The 21,528-nt window shown below is 56.3% G+C and carries 26 protein-coding genes; 7 read left to right on the top strand and 19 right to left on the bottom strand.

The genetic code is table 11. The features are described from left to right. From ACLH1I_RS19780 to fkpA, 9 genes are all read right to left on the bottom strand, one after another. Positions 1-198: GTP-binding protein (locus tag ACLH1I_RS19780; protein ID WP_032440645.1), on the bottom strand; the 198-nt coding region annotated here is incomplete at its 3' end. A gap of 69 nt (positions 199-267) precedes the next feature. Next, positions 268-2,382 carry an elongation factor G gene (gene fusA / locus ACLH1I_RS19785; RefSeq protein WP_004202222.1) on the bottom strand — a complete coding sequence of 705 codons (2,115 nt, stop codon included), beginning with the start codon at positions 2,380-2,382 and terminating at the stop codon, positions 268-270. A gap of 96 nt (positions 2,383-2,478) precedes the next feature. Further along, positions 2,479-2,949, bottom strand: coding sequence for a 30S ribosomal protein S7 (rpsG, locus tag ACLH1I_RS19790; protein WP_002920113.1), 471 nt, complete (start codon positions 2,947-2,949; stop codon positions 2,479-2,481). A 96-nt stretch (positions 2,950-3,045) separates the two neighbouring features. Next, entirely contained in the window at positions 3,046-3,420 is a 375-nt protein-coding gene (rpsL, locus tag ACLH1I_RS19795) for a 30S ribosomal protein S12 (RefSeq protein ID WP_002920115.1), read from the bottom strand. A 124-nt stretch (positions 3,421-3,544) separates the two neighbouring features. Continuing rightward, positions 3,545-3,832 carry a sulfurtransferase complex subunit TusB gene (gene tusB / locus ACLH1I_RS19800; protein WP_004202221.1) on the bottom strand — a complete coding sequence of 96 codons (288 nt, stop codon included), beginning with the start codon at positions 3,830-3,832 and terminating at the stop codon, positions 3,545-3,547. Positions 3,833-3,839: 7 nt separating this feature from the next. Then, positions 3,840-4,199: a sulfurtransferase complex subunit TusC gene (tusC, locus tag ACLH1I_RS19805; RefSeq protein ID WP_004202220.1), complete on the bottom strand. Its 360-nt coding sequence runs from the start codon at positions 4,197-4,199 to the stop codon at positions 3,840-3,842. After that, a complete protein-coding gene (gene tusD, locus ACLH1I_RS19810) occupies positions 4,199-4,585 on the bottom strand; it encodes a sulfurtransferase complex subunit TusD (protein ID WP_004202218.1) in 387 nt (128 codons plus the stop codon). Before tusD ends, tusC begins: the two co-directional genes overlap by 1 nt. Next, positions 4,585-5,307, bottom strand: coding sequence for a transcriptional regulator (locus tag ACLH1I_RS19815; RefSeq protein ID WP_002920130.1), 723 nt, complete (start codon positions 5,305-5,307; stop codon positions 4,585-4,587). Before ACLH1I_RS19815 ends, tusD begins: the two co-directional genes overlap by 1 nt. A 168-nt stretch (positions 5,308-5,475) precedes the next feature. Beyond that, a complete protein-coding gene (gene fkpA / locus ACLH1I_RS19820; RefSeq protein ID WP_004202215.1) occupies positions 5,476-6,306 on the bottom strand; it encodes an FKBP-type peptidyl-prolyl cis-trans isomerase in 831 nt (276 codons plus the stop codon). Between the two features lie 222 nt (positions 6,307-6,528). On the opposite strand from fkpA, the gene ACLH1I_RS19825 reads away from it, so the two are divergent. Then, entirely contained in the window at positions 6,529-6,747 is a 219-nt protein-coding gene (locus ACLH1I_RS19825; protein WP_002920136.1) for a protein SlyX, read from the top strand. Positions 6,748-6,804: 57 nt separating this feature from the next. Here the strand turns inward: ACLH1I_RS19825 and slyD are convergent, their stop codons facing one another. The 4 genes from slyD to kefG form a co-directional block, all read right to left on the bottom strand. Further along, positions 6,805-7,398, bottom strand: a complete 594-nt coding sequence (gene slyD / locus ACLH1I_RS19830) for a peptidylprolyl isomerase (RefSeq protein ID WP_004202213.1) — start codon at positions 7,396-7,398, stop codon at positions 6,805-6,807. 93 nt (positions 7,399-7,491) lie between these two features. Then, positions 7,492-7,692, bottom strand: a complete 201-nt coding sequence (locus ACLH1I_RS19835; protein WP_002920143.1) for a YheV family putative zinc ribbon protein — start codon at positions 7,690-7,692, stop codon at positions 7,492-7,494. 11 nt (positions 7,693-7,703) lie between these two features. Then, on the bottom strand, positions 7,704-9,509 hold the full coding sequence (kefB, locus tag ACLH1I_RS19840) for a glutathione-regulated potassium-efflux system protein KefB (protein ID WP_064187430.1): 1,806 nt from the start codon (positions 9,507-9,509) through the stop codon (positions 7,704-7,706). Continuing rightward, positions 9,496-10,059 carry a glutathione-regulated potassium-efflux system ancillary protein KefG gene (kefG, locus tag ACLH1I_RS19845; protein ID WP_004202208.1) on the bottom strand — a complete coding sequence of 188 codons (564 nt, stop codon included), beginning with the start codon at positions 10,057-10,059 and terminating at the stop codon, positions 9,496-9,498. The genes kefB and kefG overlap by 14 nt, the downstream gene beginning before the upstream one ends. A 173-nt stretch (positions 10,060-10,232) precedes the next feature. On the opposite strand from kefG, the gene ACLH1I_RS19850 reads away from it, so the two are divergent. The 4 genes from ACLH1I_RS19850 to ACLH1I_RS19865 all read left to right on the top strand — a co-directional run bounded on the left by ACLH1I_RS19850 (position 10,233) and on the right by ACLH1I_RS19865 (position 14,483). Beyond that, positions 10,233-12,137: an ABC transporter ATP-binding protein gene (locus tag ACLH1I_RS19850; protein WP_411302883.1), complete on the top strand. Its 1,905-nt coding sequence runs from the start codon at positions 10,233-10,235 to the stop codon at positions 12,135-12,137. Between the two features lie 226 nt (positions 12,138-12,363). Beyond that, complete coding sequence (locus ACLH1I_RS19855; protein WP_072140368.1) at positions 12,364-13,362, top strand: hydrolase; 999 nt, start codon at positions 12,364-12,366, stop codon at positions 13,360-13,362. Further along, positions 13,359-13,577 carry a YheU family protein gene (locus ACLH1I_RS19860; RefSeq protein ID WP_002920151.1) on the top strand — a complete coding sequence of 73 codons (219 nt, stop codon included), beginning with the start codon at positions 13,359-13,361 and terminating at the stop codon, positions 13,575-13,577. Before ACLH1I_RS19855 ends, ACLH1I_RS19860 begins: the two co-directional genes overlap by 4 nt. A 36-nt stretch (positions 13,578-13,613) precedes the next feature. Then, the gene (locus tag ACLH1I_RS19865; protein WP_004202201.1) at positions 13,614-14,483 is read left to right on the top strand and encodes a phosphoribulokinase; all 870 of its coding nucleotides are present in this window, start codon (positions 13,614-13,616) and stop codon (positions 14,481-14,483) included. Between the two features lie 55 nt (positions 14,484-14,538). On the opposite strand, the gene ACLH1I_RS19870 is transcribed toward ACLH1I_RS19865, so the two are convergent. Further along, a complete protein-coding gene (locus ACLH1I_RS19870) occupies positions 14,539-14,943 on the bottom strand; it encodes an OsmC family protein (RefSeq protein ID WP_004202200.1) in 405 nt (134 codons plus the stop codon). 306 nt (positions 14,944-15,249) lie between these two features. Here ACLH1I_RS19870 and crp point away from each other — a divergent pair, with 306 nt between their 5' ends. Together crp and ACLH1I_RS19880 are read left to right on the top strand one after the other, a co-directional pair. Continuing rightward, the gene (crp, locus tag ACLH1I_RS19875) at positions 15,250-15,882 is read left to right on the top strand and encodes a cAMP-activated global transcriptional regulator CRP (protein ID WP_000242758.1); all 633 of its coding nucleotides are present in this window, start codon (positions 15,250-15,252) and stop codon (positions 15,880-15,882) included. Between the two features lie 51 nt (positions 15,883-15,933). Next, positions 15,934-18,012, top strand: a complete 2,079-nt coding sequence (locus ACLH1I_RS19880; RefSeq protein WP_032456678.1) for a YccS/YhfK family putative transporter — start codon at positions 15,934-15,936, stop codon at positions 18,010-18,012. Here ACLH1I_RS19880 and ACLH1I_RS19885 read toward each other — a convergent pair. The 5 genes from ACLH1I_RS19885 to ppiA all read right to left on the bottom strand — a co-directional run bounded on the left by ACLH1I_RS19885 (position 18,002) and on the right by ppiA (position 21,340). Then, entirely contained in the window at positions 18,002-19,222 is a 1,221-nt protein-coding gene (locus ACLH1I_RS19885) for an aspartate aminotransferase family protein (RefSeq protein WP_017899947.1), read from the bottom strand. The genes ACLH1I_RS19880 and ACLH1I_RS19885 overlap by 11 nt on opposite strands. A gap of 89 nt (positions 19,223-19,311) precedes the next feature. Continuing rightward, a complete protein-coding gene (pabA, locus tag ACLH1I_RS19890) occupies positions 19,312-19,875 on the bottom strand; it encodes an aminodeoxychorismate synthase component 2 (protein WP_004202196.1) in 564 nt (187 codons plus the stop codon). Between the two features lie 31 nt (positions 19,876-19,906). Continuing rightward, on the bottom strand, positions 19,907-20,509 hold the full coding sequence (locus tag ACLH1I_RS19895) for a putative adenosine monophosphate-protein transferase Fic (RefSeq protein WP_049116368.1): 603 nt from the start codon (positions 20,507-20,509) through the stop codon (positions 19,907-19,909). Beyond that, positions 20,499-20,666 (bottom strand): YhfG family protein, encoded by a 168-nt coding sequence (locus ACLH1I_RS19900; RefSeq protein ID WP_004202194.1) that lies wholly within the window; start codon positions 20,664-20,666, stop codon positions 20,499-20,501. Before ACLH1I_RS19900 ends, ACLH1I_RS19895 begins: the two co-directional genes overlap by 11 nt. A 104-nt stretch (positions 20,667-20,770) precedes the next feature. Continuing rightward, positions 20,771-21,340, bottom strand: a complete 570-nt coding sequence (ppiA, locus tag ACLH1I_RS19905) for a peptidylprolyl isomerase A (RefSeq protein WP_002920238.1) — start codon at positions 21,338-21,340, stop codon at positions 20,771-20,773. Positions 21,341-21,528 lie beyond the last annotated feature (188 nt).

Raw genomic sequence — 21,528 nt, forward strand, 5'->3', positions numbered from 1 at the left:
AGAGGTGTTGATGGTGATACCACGAGCTTTTTCTTCCGGCGCGTTATCGATCTGGTCGAATGCGCGAGCGGAACCACCGTAGGTTTTAGCCAGAACGGTAGTGATGGCAGCAGTCAGGGTAGTTTTACCATGGTCAACGTGGCCGATAGTACCAACGTTGACGTGCGGTTTTGTACGTTCAAATTTTTCTTTAGACACGGCTATATTCCTTACTATAGTGCTCTCCCCTTCGGAGAGAGCACGGGACTTAGGTTTTAATCCTGTGGATTATTTACCACGGGCTTCAATAACGGCCTGAGCAACGTTGTTCGGCGCATCATCATACTTCAGGAATTCCATGGTGTATGATGCACGACCTTTGGTCAGAGAACGCAGCTGAGTTGCATAACCGAACATTTCGGACAGCGGTACTTCAGCGTGGATCTTAACGCCGGTTACTTCGGATTCCTGACCGCGCAGCATACCGCGACGACGGCTCAAGTCACCGATAACGTCACCAGTGTTCTCTTCCGGAGTTTCTACTTCAACCTTCATGATCGGCTCAAGCAGAACTGGTTTTGCTTTCTTAAAGCCTTCTTTAAAGGCAATAGACGCAGCCAGTTTAAACGCCAGCTCAGAGGAGTCAACGTCGTGGTAAGAACCGAAGTGCAGACGGATACCCATATCAACTACCGGGTAACCTGCCAGCGGACCAGCTTTCAGCTGTTCCTGGATGCCTTTATCAACGGCCGGGATGTATTCGCCAGGAATTACACCACCTTTGATGTCGTTGATGAACTCGTAACCTTTCGGGTTAGAGCCCGGCTCCAGCGGGTACATGTCGATCACAACGTGACCGTACTGACCACGACCACCAGACTGCTTGGCGTGTTTACCTTCGATATCGGTAACTTTCGCGCGAATCGCTTCACGGTAAGCAACCTGAGGTTTACCGACGTTCGCTTCAACGTTGAATTCACGCTTCATACGGTCAACGATGATGTCGAGGTGCAGCTCACCCATACCGGCGATAATGGTCTGGTTAGACTCTTCGTCAGTCCATACGCGGAAAGACGGGTCTTCTTTAGCCAGACGACCCAGAGCCAGACCCATTTTTTCCTGGTCAGCTTTGGTTTTCGGCTCAACGGCGATGGAGATTACCGGCTCAGGGAATTCCATACGCTCCAGAATGATCGGCGCATCCGGGTCACACAGGGTGTCACCCGTAGTTACGTCTTTCAGACCGATTGCAGCAGCGATGTCGCCCGCGCGAACTTCTTTGATCTCTTCACGTTTGTTAGCGTGCATCTGTACGATACGACCGAAACGCTCACGTGCAGCTTTCACGGAGTTCAGTACGGTATCACCAGAGTTAACCACACCGGAGTACACGCGGAAGAAGGTCAGGTTGCCCACGAACGGGTCGGTAGCGATTTTGAACGCCAGTGCAGAGAACGGCTCGTCGTCGCTTGCGTGACGCTCAGCCGGAGTATCTTTACCGTCGTCCAGGATGCCGTTGATCGCCGGAACGTCAACCGGGGATGGCAGGTAGTCAACTACCGCATCCAGCATCGCCTGAACACCTTTGTTCTTGAACGCAGAACCACAGGTTACCAGGATGATTTCGTTGTTCAGAACGCGCTGACGCAGAGCTTTTTTGATCTCTTCTTCAGTCAGTTCTTCACCACCCAGGTATTTTTCCATCAGCTCTTCAGAAGCTTCAGCTGCGGACTCGATCAGGTTCTGGTGCCATTCGTCAGCCAGGTCCTGCATGTCAGCCGGGATATCTTCGTATTCGAAGGTTACGCCCTGGTCTGCATCGTTCCAGTTGATGGCTTTCATTTTCACCAGGTCAACAACGCCGGTGAAACCTTCTTCAGCACCAATTGCCAGCTGCAGCGGAACCGGGTTCGCGCCCAGACGGGTTTTGATCTGACCAACAACTTTCAGGAAGTTAGCGCCCATGCGGTCCATTTTGTTAACGAATGCGATGCGCGGAACTTTATATTTGTTTGCCTGACGCCATACGGTTTCAGACTGCGGCTGAACACCACCAACTGCGCAGTAAACCATTACCGCACCATCAAGAACACGCATGGAACGTTCTACTTCGATAGTGAAGTCAACGTGCCCCGGGGTGTCGATGATGTTTACACGGTGCGGTTCATACTGCTTAGCCATACCAGACCAGAATGCAGTAGTCGCAGCGGAAGTGATGGTGATACCACGTTCCTGCTCCTGCTCCATCCAGTCCATGGTAGCGGCGCCGTCATGAACTTCACCGATTTTGTGGTTTACACCGGTGTAGAACAGAATACGTTCGGTAGTAGTGGTTTTACCGGCGTCGATGTGCGCACTGATACCGATGTTACGGTAGCGTGCGATGGGTGTTGTACGAGCCATTTGATTCCTCGTTTATTTCTTTAGGCGTTCAGTTAAGTTATCCAGAGCGGGCGACTCATCTGAAGCGCCCGCCTGGTGACTATGACTCCGAAGGGATTACCAACGGTAGTGAGCGAACGCCTTGTTGGCTTCGGCCATACGGTGAACGTCTTCACGTTTCTTAACTGCAGTACCTTTGTTGTCTGCAGCATCAGTGAGTTCGTTCGCCAGGCGCAGAGCCATGGATTTATCACCGCGTTTACGAGCAGCTTCAACGATCCAACGCATTGCCAGGGCATTACGACGGACCGGACGAACTTCAACTGGAACCTGATAAGTAGAACCACCTACGCGGCGGGACTTAACTTCGACAGTCGGGCGCACGTTTTCGAGCGCAACTTCGAAGGCTTCCAGTTCAGATTTACCAGAACGCTGAGCCAGGGTCTCCAGCGCGCTGTATACGATAGTTTCTGCAGTAGATTTTTTACCATCTACCATCAGGATATTGACAAATTTAGCCAGCAGTTCTGATCCGAACTTCGGATCCGGCAGAATTTTACGCTGACCAATGACGCGACGACGTGGCATGGAAATACTCCGTTGTTAATTCAGGATTGTCCAAAACTCTAAGAGTTTAGTATGACATTAAGATAAATCAGTTTGGCCTTACTTAACGGAGAACCATTAAGCCTTAGGACGCTTCACGCCGTACTTGGAGCGAGCCTGCTTACGGTCTTTAACGCCGGAGCAGTCAAGCGCACCACGAACGGTGTGGTAACGAACACCCGGAAGGTCTTTAACACGACCGCCACGGATCAGGATCACGGAGTGCTCCTGCAGGTTGTGACCTTCACCACCGATGTAGGAGGTGACTTCGAAACCGTTAGTCAGACGCACACGGCAAACTTTACGCAGTGCGGAGTTCGGTTTCTTAGGAGTGGTGGTATATACGCGAGTACATACGCCACGTTTCTGCGGGCAGGCTTCCAGCGCTGGCACGTTGCTCTTTGCAACTTTGCGCGCGCGTGGTTTGCGTACCAGCTGGTTAATTGTTGCCATTAAATAGCTCCTGGTTTTAGCTTTTGCTTCGTAAACACGTAATAAATCGCCTCATATATTATGAGGACGCAGAATTTTAGGGCGGTGCCGAAAAGGTGTCAAGAAATATACAACGATCCCGCCATCACCAGGCCAACTGACCGGCATGTTTGACTGTGAGTCTGACGAAATCAGTATAGCTAACCCTGCCGACACTGTCCGCAATTTGACCAGTTAGCCCGCGGGCGTCAACGTCGTCTTGCAGCACGTAAAGGGTTATGGGGGCGGATTGCAGGATCTCAAGGAAGCGGCCGCCGGCGATAGCCGCCGCGACGCCATCAGACAGCAGTAACAGATCGTCACCCTGCTCCATCAAGCGAAGCATTGCTGCGATATCGGCATGCCAGGGAGAAACACTGAGCGTATGGAGCATGGGGGCCTCAGAAACGCAAAATCACATCAAATTCATGCAGACGGGCGCGCAGGGCATCCGGCGCCAGGCATTCGGCATCCACCACCCACGGGGTCGCGGGATCCAGGCCGCGCTCTCGCGCCGACTCGGCGCACAGCCAGCACTGGTCGATATCGTATAGCGACAGCAGTTTAAAGGTGGCGATGTAGTCGCGGGCCAGCACAGCGCCAGGCCGCTGGGCGGGCAACAGCTGAAACACGCCGTCGCCCACGAAAAACACGCCAATCTCGTCGGTGAGGGCGGAGGTGGCTAATAAGGCATCGAGGCCCTCCCTGCCGGCGGCGCTGCCGTGCGGCGCGGAAGAAAAAACGAAAGCCACACGTTTCATCAGAACTGTACCATCCGATCGCAAGTGAGCGCCGCTTCCGCCAGCGCGCCAAGTCCGCTTAACGTAAAACCCGGCTGCAGATTATGGCCAGGCAGAGCGAGCTGTTGCGCTTCGCGTTCGTCCGTTACGCCACGACGCAGGGCGGCCGCCACGCAGATATGCAGCGCGACGCCGTGCTCATTGTGGAGGGATTGCCACCCGCGCACCAGATCGAACTCATCGCTGGCGGGCGCCGTCAACTGGTTAGCGTTAAGCACACCTTCGCGATAGAAAAAAACGCACGCCAGCTCATGGCCTTCCTGCAGCACGGCCTGAGCAAATTGCCAGGCGCTGCTCGCCTGCTGCGTGCCATAGGCAGGTCCGGTCACCGTGAGGGCAAAACGCATTACTTATCCAGCCCCTGGAAATCACCGCTTTTGAACTGGCGAATATAGAGGTAGACGGTGTGCTTGGAGATATTCAGACGATCGGCCACCTGGTTAATGGCGTCTTTAATATCGAAGATCCCTTTCTCGTAGAGATTCAGCACGATTTGACGGTTTTTAGCATTGTTCGACACGCTGCGATCGGCATTCACCTCTTCGATGGTGAATTCCAGAGTCTGGGCGACCAGATCGTCAACCGAGGAAGCAAAGTTCACCGGCGAGTTAACCTCAGGCGTTTCTGGTGGAATAAAGGTGCTCATGATCTGCGAAAACGGCACATCCAGATTCATGTTGATGCACAACAGACCAATCACCCGGTGATCGCGGTTGCGGATGGCAATCGTCACCGACTTCATCAGGACGCCGCTTTTGGCGCGGGTAAAGTAGCATTTGGAAACGCTGCTATCGGCGCCCGTCATATCGTGCAGCATGCGCAGCGCAAGATCGGTAATCGGTGAACCGATTTGGCGGCCGGTATGTTCACCATTGGCGATACGGATGGCAGAGCATTTCAGATCCTGCAAAGAATGCAGCACGATTTCACAGTGCGAACCGATGAGCATCGCCAACCCGTCCACCACCGCTTCATAAGATTTAAGAATATCGAAATCGGTCTGGTCAAAGGGACGTTGATCCAGCAGGTCAAGCTCGCTGGTTTCGTTGGTTAAAAGCGACCTGGACATGAAAAAAAGCACTCCTTTTCAGGAGCCTGTCGTTATTGTCAGGGCAGGCTCATCATCATTATTAAGCTATCTAAAGTAATACAGCGCCTGAGGATCTTTCCAGTTTTAATTATATCTGCGCGCAATAAAAAAGCCGCCGCCTCTGACGAGACGGCGGCCTGAACCCGATTACTTCTTAGCGTCAGCTTTCGCGTCTGCGGCTTTCGCATCGCCAGCGGCTTCCGGCTGAGCATCTGCTTTCGGCGCCGGTTTGATATCCAGCAGCTCTACATCAAAGACCAGCGTGGAGTTGGCCGGGATCCCCGGGACGCCGGTTTTGCCGTAGGCCAGATCTGGCGGAATGACCAGCTTGATTTTGCCGCCTTTCTTGATGTTCTTCAGGCCTTCAGTCCAGCCCGGGATCACCCCGTCGAGACGGAAAGAGAGCGGCTCGCCGCGGGTATAAGAGTTATCAAACTCTTTGCCGTCGATCAGCGTACCTTTGTAGTTAACCACCACGGTGTCGCTGTCTTTAGGCGCATCGCCAGTGCCTTCTTTCTCGACTTTATACAGCAGGCCAGTCTTAGACGTTTTCACGCCCTTCTCTTTGGCAAAGCTGTCACGGAAAGCTTTACCTTTGGTTTCGTTCTCAGTAGCGTCTTTTTCCATTTTCTGCTGAGCTGCGGTCTTCACGCGTGTTTCAAAGGCCTGCAGAGTCTGTTCGATCTCCTGGTCGGACAGTTTGCTCTTATCGGCAAACGCGTCCTGTACGCCGGCGATCAGCTGGGCTTTATCCAGCTTAATGCCCAGTTTTTCTTGTTCTTTCAGAGAGTTTTCCATGTAACGCCCCAGGGACGCGCCCAGCGCATAGGCTGATTTCTGATCGTCATTTTTAAATGCCGATTTACTCTCAGCCGCCGGGGCTGCTTTCGCCGCGGTATCTGCAGCAAAGGTCAGCGGTGCATTCAGGGCGACGGCCATTGTGGTCGCCAGCAGCGTTACTTTAAACAGTGATTTCATCCATTTCTCCAGGGCCGGGGCCTCTCACCCCAGGGTTATCGTAAAAAGCAAAAAACGTACTATAGAACGTCGCCGTTAAAATCTACATACGGACGTTCCTGAATATCGCCTCTTTTAGGACTATTTTTGTATGAATAAGTTTCCTGTAGGACGCAGCGATGCTGCGCGCCGGGGGAAACTTAAGTAGAATCCGCCCGCAGGATCAGACTAAAGAGGTTACCCATGCACGATAGCACATTAGAAACGCGCCTTGCGGAGCTGGAAAGCCGGCTGGCGTTTCAGGAAATCACCATCGAAGACCTCAACAAAACCGTGACCGCCCACGAGATCGAGATGGCGAAGATGCGGGAGCATATGCGTCTGATGATCGAGAAGCTGAAGGCGACCCAACCCTCCCATATCGCCTCCCAGGCTGAAGAGACGCCACCGCCGCACTATTGAGGCGTAAAAAAAGCGGGTTTCCCCGCTTTTTGTCGTCTTCGTGCCGAGGCGCAAAGATTAGTGGCAGCCGCAGCCACCGTGGCCGCCGCAGCCGCCTTTACCATGGTCGTGGCCATGATCGTGGTCGTGACCGTGACCGCCGCAGCAGCCATCGTGACCATGATCGTGGTCGTGATCGTGACCATGCGCGCCGTGCACGTGACCGTGCTCCAGCTCTTCAGCGGTCGCTTCGCGGATGGCGACAACTTCCACATTGAATTTCAGGTTCTGGCCTGCCAGCATGTGGTTGCCATCAACCACAACGTGGTCGTCTTCAACTTCAGTGATTTCTACTGGTACCGGACCCTGATCGGTTTCCGCCAGGAAGCGCATGCCAACCTGCAGTTCATCAACGCCCATGAAGACGTCTTTCGGTACACGCTGCACCAGGTTTTCGTCATACTGACCGTAAGCGTCGTTAGCGCCGACGGCTACGTCAAATTTATCGCCCACTTCGTGGCCATCCAGCGCGTTTTCCAGACCGGAAATCAGGGAGCCGTGACCGTGCAGGTAATCCAGCGGCGCGCTTACCGGAGACTCATCAACCAACACACCGTCTTCTGTACGTACCTGATAGGCCAGGCTGACCACCAGGTCTTTTGCTACTTTCATGATATCTCCTGAGATGGGAAGAATAGTGGCGCAGATTGTAGCGGAATTCTGCTGCCGTGTACCCTTTAGCTTAAAAAAAGCCGACGGATAACGCTAGTCGGGATGAAAAATGCCAATCACCTGCTCCTCTTTGCGTACATGCTCACGGGCCTCTTTATCCGCCTCACGCATCTGATGACCGCACTTAACGCATTCAACAACATCGACATTATTCTCACGCCACATCGCCAGTGAATCCTGCGCCTGGCACGCCGGACATTTCGCCCCGGCAATAAAACGTTTACGCACTGCCATATGATTTACCTTTATTCAAACTCGTCCCAGCCGTCCAGCTGCCGGCTCTCTTTCTGCATTTCGCGCTGAAAAATCTCTTCCAGTTCGCGCCGGGCTTCCCGCACGCGTGATATCTGTACCGTATCAGTATGCACCGGCATTAACTCACGCAGCATTCGCATATCGAGGCGTCGGAAGTGCAGCTGCGCGCGCTGGGCCTGGTGAGGATGCATCCCCAGGGTAATGAGGGCTTTACGCCCCAGCTCAAGCGCACTGGAGAAAGTCTCACGAGAAAACTGCGTCACGCCGGCCTGCAGCAGCTCATGCGCCTCGACGCGCCCGCGAGCGCGGGCCAGGATGTGCAGATGTGGAAAGTGTTGTTGACACATCTCCACCAGCCGCATGGTGTCTTCCGGCTCATTACAGGTAATGACGATCGACTGCGCCTCCTCCGCCCCTGCCGAGCGCAGCAGCTCCAGCTGGGTAGCGTCGCCAAAATAGACTTTATAGCCATAGTTGCGCATCAGATTTACCGCGCTGATGTCTCGCTCCAGCACCGTAATACGCATCTTATTAGCCATCAGCAGGCGACCGATGACCTGGCCGAAACGGCCAAAGCCAACAATAATCACCTGCGGTTTATCGTCCTCTACCCACGGCGCTTCATCGGTATCCTCCGCTGGATTCAGGCGTCGCGACAGTATCTTATCGATCCCTTTCATCAGCAGCGGCGTGGTCATCATCGACAAGGTGACGGCCACCAGCAGCAGCGCCATCTGGTCGTGCTGGAACAACCGCTGCGAGGCGGGCAGCGAAAAGAGGACAAACGCGAACTCGCCGCCCTGGCTTAATACGCCCGCAAACTGCATACGTTCGGAACTCCGCAGGCCATAGAGACGGGCCAGCAGATAAAGCACCAGCATTTTTACCGCCACCAGCACCGCCACGCTCACCACCACCCACAGCAGATGGGTGTACAGCACGCCAAGGTTCAGCGCCATACCGACGGAGATAAAGAACAGCCCAAGCAGCAGCCCCTTGAACGGATCGATGGCGATCTCCAGTTCATGGCGATACTCGCTTTCCGCCAGCAGCACGCCGGCGATAAAGGTACCCAGCGCCATCGACAGCCCCAGCGCCTCCATAAACAGGGCGGATCCGAGGACCAGCAGCAGCGTGGCGGCAGTGAACACTTCCCTGACCCCGGAGCTGGCGATAAAGCGGAATACCGGCCGCAGCAGATAGCGACCGCCAATCAGCATCCCGGCAAACGCCAGGACCTTCATGCCGACCGTCAGCCAGTTCACATGCTCATCCGCGGAACCAGCCAGCAGAGGCACCAGCGCCAGCGCCGGGATCACCGCCAGATCCTGAAACAGCAGGACCGAAAAGCCTAACTGCCCTGATTCGCTGCGGCTCATTCCCTTCTCGCGCATCAGCTGCAGTGCCATCGCGGTAGAGGACATCGCCAGGCCAATCCCGCCGACCACCGCCGCCTGCCATGAAAACCCTGTCGTCATCAACAGACCGCCGAGGATCGCCGCGCTGAGCATCACTTGCGCCGCGCCAACGCCGAAGATGGAGCTTCGCAGCCGCCATAGCTTGGCGGGATTGAGCTCCAGGCCGATGATAAACATCAGGAACACCACGCCGAGTTCAGAGAAATGGAGAATTTCATCCACATCGCTGATAAACCCGAGCCCCCAAGGGCCAATGGCGATCCCGGCCAGCAGATAGCCCAGCACCGCGCCAATCCCCAGTCTTGAAGCCAGAGGGACGGCAATGACGGCCGCGAACAAAAACAGCACCCCCGCCAGCAGCAGATCAAATCCCGCCATGGACACCTCCGGCGGCAAGGGGGTTGGCCAGCCAGTCCCGATAGGCCAGGGCGCGGCTGCGCAGCTCCTCTGGCTGCTGCCGCCGGGCCCAGTAGACGATAATGGGGCTCATCCAGTGCATACGGCACATACCGGCGGTCAGTTCAAAAGGACGCAGAATATCGTTCATCGGATAGCGATTTGCATCGCGACGGTAAGCGCTCTCTGGTTCGCCGGTGGTGATCACGCTGCGCCAGTACTTTCCCGCCAGTTCGTTCCCTCCGGCGCCGCTGGCGAAGCCGCGGCTTAAGACACGATCCAGCCACTCTTTGAGCAGCGCAGGACAGCTCCAGGTATATAAAGGATGCTGGAAAACAATCACCTCATGCTGGCGCAGCAGGTCCTGTTCGTGAGCAATATCGATAAAAAAATCCGGATAGTGCGCGTAGAGATCGTGCACGGTGACGTTCGGCAACTGTAAGGCGGGTTGTAATAAAACCCGGTTGGCCACGGAATCCTGAGATTCTGGGTGGGCATACAGCAGCAACACTTTCGCTGTCTGAGACATCATTCCCCTCCCGTAGGTCTTCTGGCGGCCTGCACAGCCCCGGCTTTTTGACACAGCCAGAATGACTTTGTGTATCGTCTTCGTTTTGGGCTACCATGGCGGCCCGGTGAAGCGATTCGCTTCCAAACTACATTATCATAATGACAAATTAACATAGTCTGAACATACGGCGCCTTATGATTGTTTTCTCCTCGTTACAAATTCGTCGCGGCGTACGCGTCCTGCTGGACAACGCCACCGCTACCATCAACCCTGGCCAGAAGGTCGGTCTGGTGGGGAAAAACGGCTGCGGGAAATCGACGCTGCTATCGCTTTTGAAAAACGAGATAAGCGCTGACGGCGGCAGTAGGACCTTTCCCGGCAACTGGCAGCTGGCCTGGGTGAATCAGGAAACCCCGGCCCTGCCGCAGCCGGCAATCGATTATGTCATTGACGGCGATCGTGAATATCGCCAGCTGGAAGCCGCGCTCCAGCAGGCTAACGAGCGCAACGACGGCCATGCCATCGCCACCGTCCACGGCAAGCTGGACGCCATCGACGCCTGGACCATCCGCTCCCGCGCCGCCAGCCTGCTGCACGGCCTGGGTTTTAGCAATGAACAGCTTGAGCGGCCGGTCAGCGATTTTTCCGGCGGCTGGCGTATGCGCCTTAACCTCGCGCAGGCGCTGATCTGCCGCTCCGATCTGCTGCTGCTCGATGAACCGACTAACCACCTCGACCTTGATGCGGTGATCTGGCTGGAGAAGTGGCTGAAGGGCTACACGGGGACGCTGATCCTGATCTCCCACGATCGCGATTTCCTCGATCCTATCGTCGACAAAATTATCCACATCGAACAGCAGACGATGTTTGAGTACACCGGCAACTACAGTTCGTTTGAAGTGCAGCGCGCCACCCGGCTCGCTCAGCAGCAGGCGATGTACGAAAGCCAGCAGCAGCGTGTCGCGCATCTGCAAAGCTATATCGATCGCTTCCGCGCCAAAGCCACCAAAGCCAAGCAGGCGCAGAGCCGTATTAAAATGCTGGAGCGGATGGAGCTCATCGCCCCGGCGCACGTGGATAACCCGTTCCACTTCAGCTTCCGCCAGCCGGAGAGCCTGCCTAACCCGCTGCTGAAGATGGAGAAAGTCAGCGCCGGCTATGGCGAGCGTATTATCCTCGACTCCATCAAGCTCAATCTGGTGCCGGGGTCGCGTATCGGCCTGCTGGGCCGCAACGGCGCCGGGAAATCGACGCTGATTAAGCTCCTGGCTGGCGAACTCCAGCCCGTAAGCGGGGAGATCGGCCTCGCCAAAGGCATCAAGCTCGGCTACTTCGCCCAGCATCAGCTGGAGTTTCTGCGCGCCGATGAGTCGCCGCTGCAGCACCTGGCGCGCCTGGCGCCGCAGGAGCTGGAGCAGAAGCTGCGCGATTATCTGGGCGGCTTTGGTTTCCAGGGCGATAAGGTCAGCGAAGAGACCCGCCGCTTCTCCGGTGGAGAAAAGGCGCGTCTGGTGCTGGCCCTGATCGTCTGGCAGCGCCCTAACCTGCTGCTGCTCGACGAACCGACCAACCATCTCGACCTCGATATGCGTCAGGCTTTAACCGAAGCGCTGATCGACTTTGAAGGGGCGCTGGTGGTCGTATCGCACGATCGCCACCTGATCCGCTCCACCACCGACGATCTGTACCTTGTCCACGATGGCAAAGTCGAACCGTTCGACGGCGATCTGGAAGATTATCAGCAGTGGCTCAGCGACTCGCAAAAACAGGAGTCCCAGAGCGGCGACGCGCCAAAAGAGAGCGGCAACAGCGCGCAAGCGCGCAAAGACCAGAAGCGTCGGGAAGCGGAGCTACGCAGCCAGACCCAACCGCTGCGCAAAGAGATCGCCCGTCTGGAAAAAGAGATGGATAAGCTCAACGCGCAGCTGGCCAGTGCAGAAGAGAAACTTGGCGACAGCGAACTCTACGACGCCTCGCGTAAAGCAGAACTGACTGAATGCCTGCAGCAGCAGGCCAGCGCGAAATCCGGGCTGGAGGAGTGCGAAATGGCCTGGCTGGAGGCACAGGAGCAGCTGGAGCGCATGCTTCAGGAAGGCTAATCGCCGCGTCATCATTCTGCCTGCGCCTACTATGGCGCGGGCAGAGTGTATTTCTGCCCGCCCTCGCGGTCTGGCCATCAGTGACATCAATGGTTTGTTGTGGTGTAACCTGGCCTCACTGGCCACAAGACCACATATTGGCTAACTCCTGCGCGCCCTGCGCGGTATAGTCATCATCACGTTTATTAATTATTCTGGTGCTATGGTTGAAATCATCCCCACAGACATGACGCCCCCCGAAAACGATTCGCGTGAGTTCCATCCCATGCGCGGCGTGGGCAATCGTCATCTGCAAACCATGCTGCCGCGGCTGATCCGCCGTAAATTGCGCTTTACCCCGCACTGGCAGCGCCTTGAGCTGCCAGACGGCGATTTTGTTGATCTCGCCTGGAGCGAAGACCCGCACCAGGCGTGCCACAAGCCGCGCCTCGTCGTCTTTCATGGTCTGGAAGGGAGTCTGCACAGCCCGTATGCCCATGGACTGATCCACGCGGCGATGCAGCGCGGCTGGCTTGGCGTAGTCATGCATTTTCGCGGCTGCAGCGGCGAACCTAACCGCAATCACCGCATCTATCACTCCGGCGAAACGGAAGATGGCACCTGGTTTCTGCACTGGCTGCAGCGCGAGTTTGGCCCCGCGCCGACCGCCGCCGTCGGCTATTCGCTGGGCGGCAATATGCTGGGCTGCCTGCTGGCAGAAGAAGGCGACCGCTGCCCGCTGGATGCGGCGGTGATCGTCTCCGCGCCTTTCATGCTGGAAGCCTGCAGCTATCATATGGATAAGGGCTTCTCGCGGGTTTATCAGCGCTACCTGCTCAATCTGTTAAAAGCCAACGCCTCACGCAAGCTGAAAGCGTATCCTGGCTCGCTGCCCGTCGATTTACGTCAGCTCAAAGGGATGCGCCGCATCCGGGAATTTGACGATATGATCACCGCCAAAATCCATGGCTTTGCCGATGCGCTGGATTACTACCGGCAATGCAGCGCCATGCCGCGGCTCAGCGATATCACTAAGCCGACGCTCATCATTCACGCGAAAGACGATCCGTTTATGGACCACCATTCCATTCCCCCGCAGGAACAACTGCCGGCGAACGTCGAGTATCAATTGACTGAACAAGGCGGCCACGTTGGCTTCGTCGGCGGCACCCTGCGTAAACCGGAGATGTGGCTGGAAAGACGCATTCCCGACTGGTTAAACCGCTGGCTGGAGGTTCCCGTATGATTATTCCCTGGCAGGATCTGGATCCCGAAACGCTGGATAACCTGATTGAAAGCTTTGTGTTACGTGAAGGCACCGATTATGGTGAACATGAACGTTCACTTGCCGATAAAGTCGCCGATGTAAAACAGCAGCTGAAACGCGGAGAGGCAGTCCTCGTGTGGTCGGAACTGCATGAGACGGTCAATATTATGCCGCGCGCCCTGTTTAACGGCTAAGGCGACGCCACTACATCGTTTAACCAGGGAGTTGTTATGTCTGCCAAACATCCGGTGATCGCCGTCACAGGCTCCAGCGGCGCGGGCACTACCACCACCAGCCTCGCCTTTCGCAAAATCTTCGCGCAGCTAAATCTGCACGCTGCGGAGGTGGAAGGCGACAGCTTTCATCGCTACACCCGCCCGGAAATGGACATGGCGATCCGCAAAGCGCGGGATCAGGGCAAACATATCAGCTACTTTGGCCCGGAGGCGAACGACTTCGGTCTGCTGGAACAGACCTTTGTCGACTATGGCCGCCATGGCAAAGGTCAGTCGCGTAAATACCTCCACACCTATGACGAAGCCGTGCCGTGGAATCAGGTGCCGGGAACCTTCACCCCGTGGCAGCCGCTGCCGGAGCCGACGGACGTGCTGTTCTATGAGGGGCTGCACGGCGGGGTTGTCACGCCGCAGCATGATGTCGCCAGCCATGTCGACCTGCTGGTCGGGGTCGTGCCTATCGTTAATCTCGAGTGGATACAGAAACTCATTCGCGACACCAGCGAGCGCGGCCACTCCCGGGAGGCGGTGATGGACTCCGTCGTCCGATCGATGGAAGATTACATCAACTTCATCACCCCGCAGTTTTCCCGCACCCACATCAACTTTCAGCGCGTGCCGACGGTGGACACCTCCAACCCGTTTGCCGCGAAAGCGATCCCCTCTCTGGACGAGAGCTTTGTGGTGATCCATTTCCGCAATCTGCAGAACATCGACTTCCCCTGGCTGCTGGCGATGCTACAGGGCTCGTTTATCTCGCACATGAACACTCTGGTGGTGCCGGGCGGTAAAATGGGGCTGGCGATGGAGCTTATTATGGCGCCGCTGGTCGAACGCCTGATGGAAGGCCGCAAGATCGGCTAACAGAAGAAACCCCGGCCAGGCCGGGGTTAAGAAAATTCACAACAGCAGGCGAAGACTACGCCTCGATCACTTCATAGGAATGGGTGATCTTCACCGCTTTTTCCAGCATCAGCGCCACCGAGCAGTATTTCTCTGCCGACAGATCCACCGCACGGGAGACCGCGGCATCTTTCAGCGCCTTACCGGTGACGATAAAGTGCAGATTAATATGCGTGAACAGGCGCGGCGCCTCTTCCCGACGTTCAGAGGTCAGCTTCACTTCGCAGTTAGTCACCTCATGGCGACCTTTTTGCAAAATGGAGACCACATCGATCGCACTGCAACCGCCCGCCGCCATCAGCACCATCTCCATCGGGCTGGGCGCCTTATCCCCGGAGTTGCCATCCATCAGAATCTGGTGTCCTGACGCGGACTCCCCGATAAAGGTTAACCCTTCAACCCATTTCACACGCGCTTGCATAAAATTTAACTCCAGTATCGCAATATTCTTGTCAGATTACGCGCACATAACAATTCTCGCAACGGAAGGCGACCTGCGTCATGCTGAAGCGAGACACCAGGAGACATGCGGCGAAAGCTATGCTAAAACAGTCTGGATGCTACAGTAATACATTGATGTACTGCATGTATGCAGAGGAGTTCACATTACGGGCTGTCGAAAAATCATCAGCCAGCTTCCCAGGTATAGGGAAACAATACGATTGCATGCCCGGACGCCGTGTAGTGTCGGCGCCCGGAGATAGCTTATAACAGAGGATAACCGCGCATGGTGCTTGGCAAACCGCAAACAGACCCTACCCTTGAATGGTTCTTGTCTCATTGCCACATTCATAAGTACCCATCAAAGAGCACGCTGATCCACCAGGGTGAGAAAGCAGAAACGCTGTACTACATCGTTAAAGGCTCCGTGGCTGTACTCATCAAGGATGAAGAAGGTAAAGAGATGATCCTCTCCTACCTCAACCAGGGCGATTTCATCGGTGAATTAGGCCTGTTTGAAGAGGGTCAGGAGCGTAGCGCCTGGGTACGGGCGAAAACCGCATGTGAAGTGGCCGAAATCTCTTATAAGAAATTCCGTCAGCTGATCCAGGTGAACCCGGACATTCTGATGCGTCTCTCTTCGCAAATGGCTCGCCGTCTGCAGGTGACGTCTGAGAAAGTGGGCAACCTCGCCTTCCTCGACGTGACGGGCCGTATCGCCCAGACGCTGCTGAACCTGGCGAAGCAACCCGATGCCATGACCCACCCGGACGGTATGCAAATTAAAATTACCCGTCAGGAAATTGGTCAGATCGTCGGCTGCTCTCGTGAAACCGTTGGCCGTATTTTGAAAATGCTGGAAGATCAGAACCTGATTTCCGCCCACGGTAAAACTATCGTCGTCTACGGTACCCGTTAAGTTGCTAAGCGGCGTATTGCTCCTGCAGTACGCCGTTTTTGTTTTTCCCTCATGTGGCGCAGGCTGATTTACCACCCGGAAGTTAACTATGCACTGCGGCAAACGCTGGTGCTGTGTCTGCCTGTGGCCATCGGTCTTCTGCTCGGCCATCTCCAGCAGGGCCTCCTGTTCTCCTTAGTCCCCGCCTGCTGCAACATCGCCGGCCTCGACACCCCGCATAAGCGCTTTTTTAAACGTCTGATTATCGGCGGCTGTTTGTTTGCCGGATGCAGCCTGGTGGTGCAGCTGCTGCTCGCCCAGGCGATTCCCCTGCCGCTTATTCTCAGCGGCCTGGCGCTATTGCTCGGCGTCACCGCGGAGATCAGTTCGCTGCACGCGCGCCTGCTGCCCGCGTCGCTGATCGCCGCCATTTTTACCCTCAGCCTGGCGGGCAATATGCCCATCTGGGAGCCGCTGCTGATCTACGCCTTCGGCACGCTATGGTACGGCGTGTTTAACTGGTTCTGGTTCTGGCTGTGGCGTGAACAGCCGCTGCGGGAGTCGCTCAGTCTGCTCTACCGGGAACTGGCCAATTATTGCGAAGCCAAATATAGCCTGTTGACCCAGCATACCGATCCCTCGACCGCCCTGCCGCCGCTGCTCATCCGCCAGCAGAAGGTGGTCGATTTAATCACCCAGTGCTATCAGCAGATGCATATGCTGGCCGCCAACCAACGTAACGACCACAAACGTCTTCTGCGGGCGTTCCAGATGGGGCTGGATCTACAGGAGCATATTTCGGTCAGCCTGCATCAGCCGGAAGAGGTGCAAAAACTGGTAGAACGCAGCCATGCCGAAGCGGTGATCCGCTGGAACGCGCAGACCGTCGCCGCCCGTCTGCGGGTGCTGGCGGATGACATGCTCTATCATCGCTTTCCGCAGCGCTTCCAGATGGATAAACAGATCGGCGCCCTGGAAAAGATCGCCCGCCAGCATCCGGACAACCCGGTCGGCCACTTCTGCGCCTGGCACTTCAGCCGCATCGCCCGGGTGCTGCATACCCAGCGCCCGCTGTATGCCCGGGATCTGATGGCTGACAAAGAGCGTCGTTTACCGCTGTTTCCCGCGCTAAAAAACTATCTGTCGCTGAAATCGCCCGCGCTGCGCAATGCCGCCCGCATCAGCGTGATGCTGAGCATCGCCAGCCTGATGGGCAACGCCCTGCATTTGCCGAAGCCCTACTGGATCCTGATGACGGTGCTCTTTGTTACCCAGAATGGCTATGGCGCCACGCGGGTTCGTATTGTCCACCGGGCGGCGGGGACGCTCGCCGGCCTGATCATAGCCGGGCTGACCTTGCACTTTCACGTTCCGGAGAGCTACACCCTGAGCGGGATGCTGCTGATCACACTGCTCAGCTATCTGATTATCCGCAAACACTATGGCTGGGCGATGGTGGGCTTTACGGTGACGGCGGTATATACCCTGCAGCTGCTGACGCTCAACGGCGAACAGTTTATTATCGCCCGGCTGATCGACACGCTGATCGGCTGCCTGATCGCCTTCGGCGGGATGGTCTGGCTGTGGCCGCAGTGGCAGAGCGGCCTGCTGAAAAAAAACGCCCACGATGCGCTGGAGGCCGACCAGCAGGCGATTCGCCTGATCCTCAGCCCCGATCCCAAAGCGCCCGCGCTGGCCTATCAACGTATGCGCGTTAATCAGGCGCACAACGCGCTCTACAACTCCCTGAATCAGGCGATGCAGGAGCCGGGGTTCAATACCCACTACCTGGAAGATATGAAGCTATGGGTGACGCACAGCCAGTTTATCGTCGAACATATCAACGCCATGACCACCCTGGCCCGGGAGCATACGATGCTCACCCCGGATCTTGCCCAGCGCTATCTCGAATCCTGTGAGATTGCCCTGCAGCGCTGTCAGCAGCGGCTGGACAGCGATGGCCCCGGCAGCACAGGGGATGTCAATATTATGGAGTCACCGGAAAGCGAGGTGCCGATCGGTCCGTTGAGCACCCTGGAGCAGCATCTGCAACGCATTCTGGGCCATCTGAACACCATGCACACTATCTCGTCCGTAGCATGGCGTCAGCGGCCGCATCATGGCATCTGGCTACGGAAGATCAGCCGTTAATCACCTTTGCCACGGCCTGGGCAAAGCGCGCCATCCCCTCGGCGATATCCTGCTCTTCGATGATCAGCGAGGGAACAAAACGCATCACATCCGGCCCGGCGTTAAGCACCATGACGCCGGTTTCCGCAGCGGCATAGAGGAAATCGCGCGCGCGGCCCTTGTGCTGCGGCTTAAGTTCGGCGCCAATCAGCAGGCCCATCCCGCGAATATCACTGAACAGATCAAACTCGGCATCCAGCTGCTGCAGGTGTTTGACGAACAGTTCGCGTTTCGCGTTCACGCCATCCAGCACCGCCGGAGTATTGATCAGATCGAAAGCGGCGTTGGCGACCGCGCAGGCCAGCGGGTTGCCGCCGTAGGTTGACCCATGGGAACCGGCATGGAAGGCGCTGGCGATCTCGTGGGTGGTCAACATGGCGCTGACCGGGAAACCGCCGCCCAGCGCTTTGGCACTGGTGAGAATATCCGGGGTTACGCCATAGTGCATGTAGGCGAACAGCGATCCGGTACGCCCCATTCCGCACTGCACTTCATCAAAGACTAACAGCGCCTGGTGCTGATCGCACAGTTCGCGCAGTCCCTGCAGGAACGCCGGCGTCGCTGCCGTCACGCCGCCTTCGCCCTGAATCGGCTCCACCACCACCGCGCAGGTGTGGTCATCCATCACCGCTTTTACCGCCTGCAGGTCGTTGAAGGGAACATGGACAATATCCGCCGGTTTAGGGCCGAAACCATCGGAGTACTTCGGCTGCCCGCCGACCGAGACGGTAAACAGAGAGCGGCCATGAAAGGCATTATGGAAGGCGATGATTTTGGTTTTATATGGGCTATGGCGGGTCACCGCATAGTGACGCGCCAGCTTAAAGGCTGTTTCATTGGCTTCGGTACCGGAGTTCATAAACACCACTCGCTCGGCGAAGGTGGCATCGACAAGCTTACGTCCCAGGCGCAGCGCTGGCTCATTGGTAAAGACGTTGCTGGTATGCCACAGCGTTTCGCCCTGCTCGTGAAGCGCCGCCACCAGCGCCGGGTGGCAATGGCCCAGCGCCGTCACCGCGATACCGCCGGCGAAATCAATATACTCTTTGCCCTGCTGATCCCAGACGCGGCTGCCTTTCCCCTTTACCGGGATGAATTCTGCCGGTGCATAAATTGGCAAAATAACTTCATCGAATGTGGCGCGGGTGATTGCCGGTTGTTCAGTTGCCATGTCTTGCCCATCCCTCTTCGTTATGCAGATATGATTATGATAATATAATCACAAAATATGCATAAAAAGTCAGTCAATGGCAACCGAAATCACCGCTTAATAAAGTTCGCCAGCAATTGATGGCCCTGTTCGCTAAGGATGCTTTCCGGATGGAACTGCACGCCCTCGAGATCCCAGTCGCGATGACGAATCCCCATGATCTCACCGCTGGCGCTGCGGGCGGTGACGATAAACTCAGGCGGCAGCGTCGGCGGGTCAATCACCAGCGAATGATAGCGGGTCACCGTCAGAGGATTATTCAGCTCCTGAAACACCCCTTCGCCGTTATGCTCGATAAGCGAAGTTTTTCCATGCATCACCTGCGCCGCCCGCACAATGGTCGCGCCAAACGCCTGGGCTATCGCCTGATGCCCGAGGCAGACGCCCAGCAGCGGCGTTTTTCCTGCATAGTGACGGATTACTGAGAGGGAAATCCCCGCTTCATCCGGCGTACAGGGACCGGGCGAAATCACCATCTTCTCCGGCGCCAGCGACGCTATCTCCTCCAGCGTCAACGCATCGTTGCGCCTGACCAGCACTTCCGCCCCCAGTTCGCAAAAGTACTGATACAGATTCCAGGTGAAAGAGTCATAGTTATCGATAAGCAGGATCATAGCGGCTCCGGAACAATCAAACCGGGCTATTCTACTCAGATTCCCGCGCTTCGCTTACCACTTTGCGAAAGATCGCCGCCAGCGGGTCCGGATCGCCCATCGCGCCCTGCTGGCAGGCGGTGCTCCAGGCGGCAGGATCGACGTCACGCCAGTCAAGAAGGTAGCCGGCATGTATCGCCAGCTGTTCAAAGAAAATGCGCTGGGTCAGGCCATTGCCGAGACGAAAAGGGTGCAGCACATTAATTTCACCATAGAACCAGCTCAAGCGTTCGATAAAGGTATCCCGCGGCAGGCCGCAGAGATAATCCTCCTGCTCCAGGGCCTGCATCAGGGCGTTCCCTTCCTCTTCGATGCGGGCAAAGTGACAGAACGGCGTATCGCCCAGGTAGAGGTTCACTTCACGCAGCCTACCCGCCCAGTCAAACAGATCCTGATACAGCTGATGATGAATAGCGCACAGATAGGGTAAGCCGCGCACCCGCGGACCCAGCGGCAGGGTAGCCGCCCGCAGCGATGTCATCTCCAGGGCAGCCTGCTGCAGAGTGTTGGCCTGGCGGATGCCGAGGCGGTTGCGCAGGACGTTCAGGGCCGGATAGAGGTAAGGATCGCGTTCATCGCCAAATTTATCGCTCATACTCCCTCCGCAGCGTCGCGAGGCGCGCCTGCGCCTCCTCGGCAGTCAGCGTAACCAGTGGCACCGATACGCCTTCGAGGCGACGGCTGGCCTGAAAATTGCTATTACGTGTCTGTTCCCAGAGTCGGGATTTTTGCTTATCGGTGAGTGGACGCATCGTCGCCCCCTTATCGTCCCCTGTGTGCCACAAGTATAAGCAGCAATTACAGGTTATGCCGGGAGGCAACCGGCGCGGCGATAGACTACCGCGCCGTGGGAAGATTAGGGCAGCACTTTCGCAGAGAGGATAACAACCGGTTTAGTCGGCACATTCTGGTATGGGCCGACGTTATGGGTCTGAACCTGGGAGATCTTATCCGCAACGTCCATGCCTTTCACTACCTTGCCAAACACCGCATAGCCAAAGTCGCGCTGGCCATGGTCGAGGAAGGCGTTATCCGCCACGTTGATGAAGAACTGGCTGGTGGCGCTATCCTGATCGGCGGTACGCGCCATGGCGATGGTGCCGCGGGTGTTGCGCAGGCCGTTGTCTGCTTCATTTTTGATCGGCGGGTTAGGCTGTTTCTGCTGCATCTGCTCGTTGAAGCCGCCGCCCTGCACCATGAATCCCGGGATCACGCGATGGAAGGTAGTGTTGTTGTAGAAGCCGCTGTTAACGTACTTCAGGAAGTTATCCACGGAAATCGGGGCTTTCTGGCTGTTTAACTCAAGCTCAATGTTACCTGCCGAGGTGGTCAGCAGCACATGCGGATCGCCCTTTGCCGCCATGGCCGGGGAGAACGCTGAAATGGCGAAAACGGCAGCCATCGCCGCCAGTGTTGATTTGAGCATGGAAAATCCTTAACGGAGCAGAATAAAAGCGAGTGCCTTGATTCTAAAGAGCCTTTGCATCCTGGGCCAGCCTTTTACCAAATTTTACTTAGCTGTAATAATTGTAACCGCGCAAACGTTCTCTCTGGCGTCGAAAAAACGTGATTCAAGTCACATTAAAACATGCAAAAGATAACGTATTTCACAAT

Source organism: Klebsiella sp. 1SOBk10mer, from assembly GCF_046602535.1.
Classification (GTDB): domain Bacteria; phylum Pseudomonadota; class Gammaproteobacteria; order Enterobacterales; family Enterobacteriaceae; genus Klebsiella; species Klebsiella quasipneumoniae.

Excerpts from the sequence above, each read along its gene's own strand:
- fusA (WP_004202222.1), bottom strand. The coding sequence starts at position 2,382 with ATGGCTCGTACAACACCCATCGCACGCTACCGTAACATCGGTATCAGT.
- rpsG (WP_002920113.1), bottom strand. The coding sequence starts at position 2,949 with ATGCCACGTCGTCGCGTCATTGGTCAGCGTAAAATTCTGCCGGATCCG.
- rpsL (WP_002920115.1), bottom strand. The coding sequence starts at position 3,420 with ATGGCAACAATTAACCAGCTGGTACGCAAACCACGCGCGCGCAAAGTT.
- tusB (WP_004202221.1), bottom strand. The coding sequence starts at position 3,832 with ATGCTCCATACGCTCAGTGTTTCTCCCTGGCATGCCGATATCGCAGCA.
- tusC (WP_004202220.1), bottom strand. The coding sequence starts at position 4,199 with ATGAAACGTGTGGCTTTCGTTTTTTCTTCCGCGCCGCACGGCAGCGCC.
- tusD (WP_004202218.1), bottom strand. The coding sequence starts at position 4,585 with ATGCGTTTTGCCCTCACGGTGACCGGACCTGCCTATGGCACGCAGCAG.
- ACLH1I_RS19815 (WP_002920130.1), bottom strand. The coding sequence starts at position 5,307 with ATGTCCAGGTCGCTTTTAACCAACGAAACCAGCGAGCTTGACCTGCTG.
- fkpA (WP_004202215.1), bottom strand. The coding sequence starts at position 6,306 with ATGAAATCACTGTTTAAAGTAACGCTGCTGGCGACCACAATGGCCGTC.
- ACLH1I_RS19825 (WP_002920136.1), top strand. The coding sequence starts at position 6,529 with ATGCACGATAGCACATTAGAAACGCGCCTTGCGGAGCTGGAAAGCCGG.
- slyD (WP_004202213.1), bottom strand. The coding sequence starts at position 7,398 with ATGAAAGTAGCAAAAGACCTGGTGGTCAGCCTGGCCTATCAGGTACGT.
- ACLH1I_RS19835 (WP_002920143.1), bottom strand. The coding sequence starts at position 7,692 with ATGGCAGTGCGTAAACGTTTTATTGCCGGGGCGAAATGTCCGGCGTGC.
- kefB (WP_064187430.1), bottom strand. The coding sequence starts at position 9,509 with ATGGCGGGATTTGATCTGCTGCTGGCGGGGGTGCTGTTTTTGTTCGCG.
- kefG (WP_004202208.1), bottom strand. The coding sequence starts at position 10,059 with ATGATGTCTCAGACAGCGAAAGTGTTGCTGCTGTATGCCCACCCAGAA.
- ACLH1I_RS19850 (WP_411302883.1), top strand. The coding sequence starts at position 10,233 with ATGATTGTTTTCTCCTCGTTACAAATTCGTCGCGGCGTACGCGTCCTG.
- ACLH1I_RS19855 (WP_072140368.1), top strand. The coding sequence starts at position 12,364 with ATGACGCCCCCCGAAAACGATTCGCGTGAGTTCCATCCCATGCGCGGC.
- ACLH1I_RS19860 (WP_002920151.1), top strand. The coding sequence starts at position 13,359 with ATGATTATTCCCTGGCAGGATCTGGATCCCGAAACGCTGGATAACCTG.
- ACLH1I_RS19865 (WP_004202201.1), top strand. The coding sequence starts at position 13,614 with ATGTCTGCCAAACATCCGGTGATCGCCGTCACAGGCTCCAGCGGCGCG.
- ACLH1I_RS19870 (WP_004202200.1), bottom strand. The coding sequence starts at position 14,943 with ATGCAAGCGCGTGTGAAATGGGTTGAAGGGTTAACCTTTATCGGGGAG.
- crp (WP_000242758.1), top strand. The coding sequence starts at position 15,250 with ATGGTGCTTGGCAAACCGCAAACAGACCCTACCCTTGAATGGTTCTTG.
- ACLH1I_RS19880 (WP_032456678.1), top strand. The coding sequence starts at position 15,934 with ATGTGGCGCAGGCTGATTTACCACCCGGAAGTTAACTATGCACTGCGG.
- ACLH1I_RS19885 (WP_017899947.1), bottom strand. The coding sequence starts at position 19,222 with ATGGCAACTGAACAACCGGCAATCACCCGCGCCACATTCGATGAAGTT.
- pabA (WP_004202196.1), bottom strand. The coding sequence starts at position 19,875 with ATGATCCTGCTTATCGATAACTATGACTCTTTCACCTGGAATCTGTAT.
- ACLH1I_RS19895 (WP_049116368.1), bottom strand. The coding sequence starts at position 20,509 with ATGAGCGATAAATTTGGCGATGAACGCGATCCTTACCTCTATCCGGCC.
- ACLH1I_RS19900 (WP_004202194.1), bottom strand. The coding sequence starts at position 20,666 with ATGCGTCCACTCACCGATAAGCAAAAATCCCGACTCTGGGAACAGACA.
- ppiA (WP_002920238.1), bottom strand. The coding sequence starts at position 21,340 with ATGCTCAAATCAACACTGGCGGCGATGGCTGCCGTTTTCGCCATTTCA.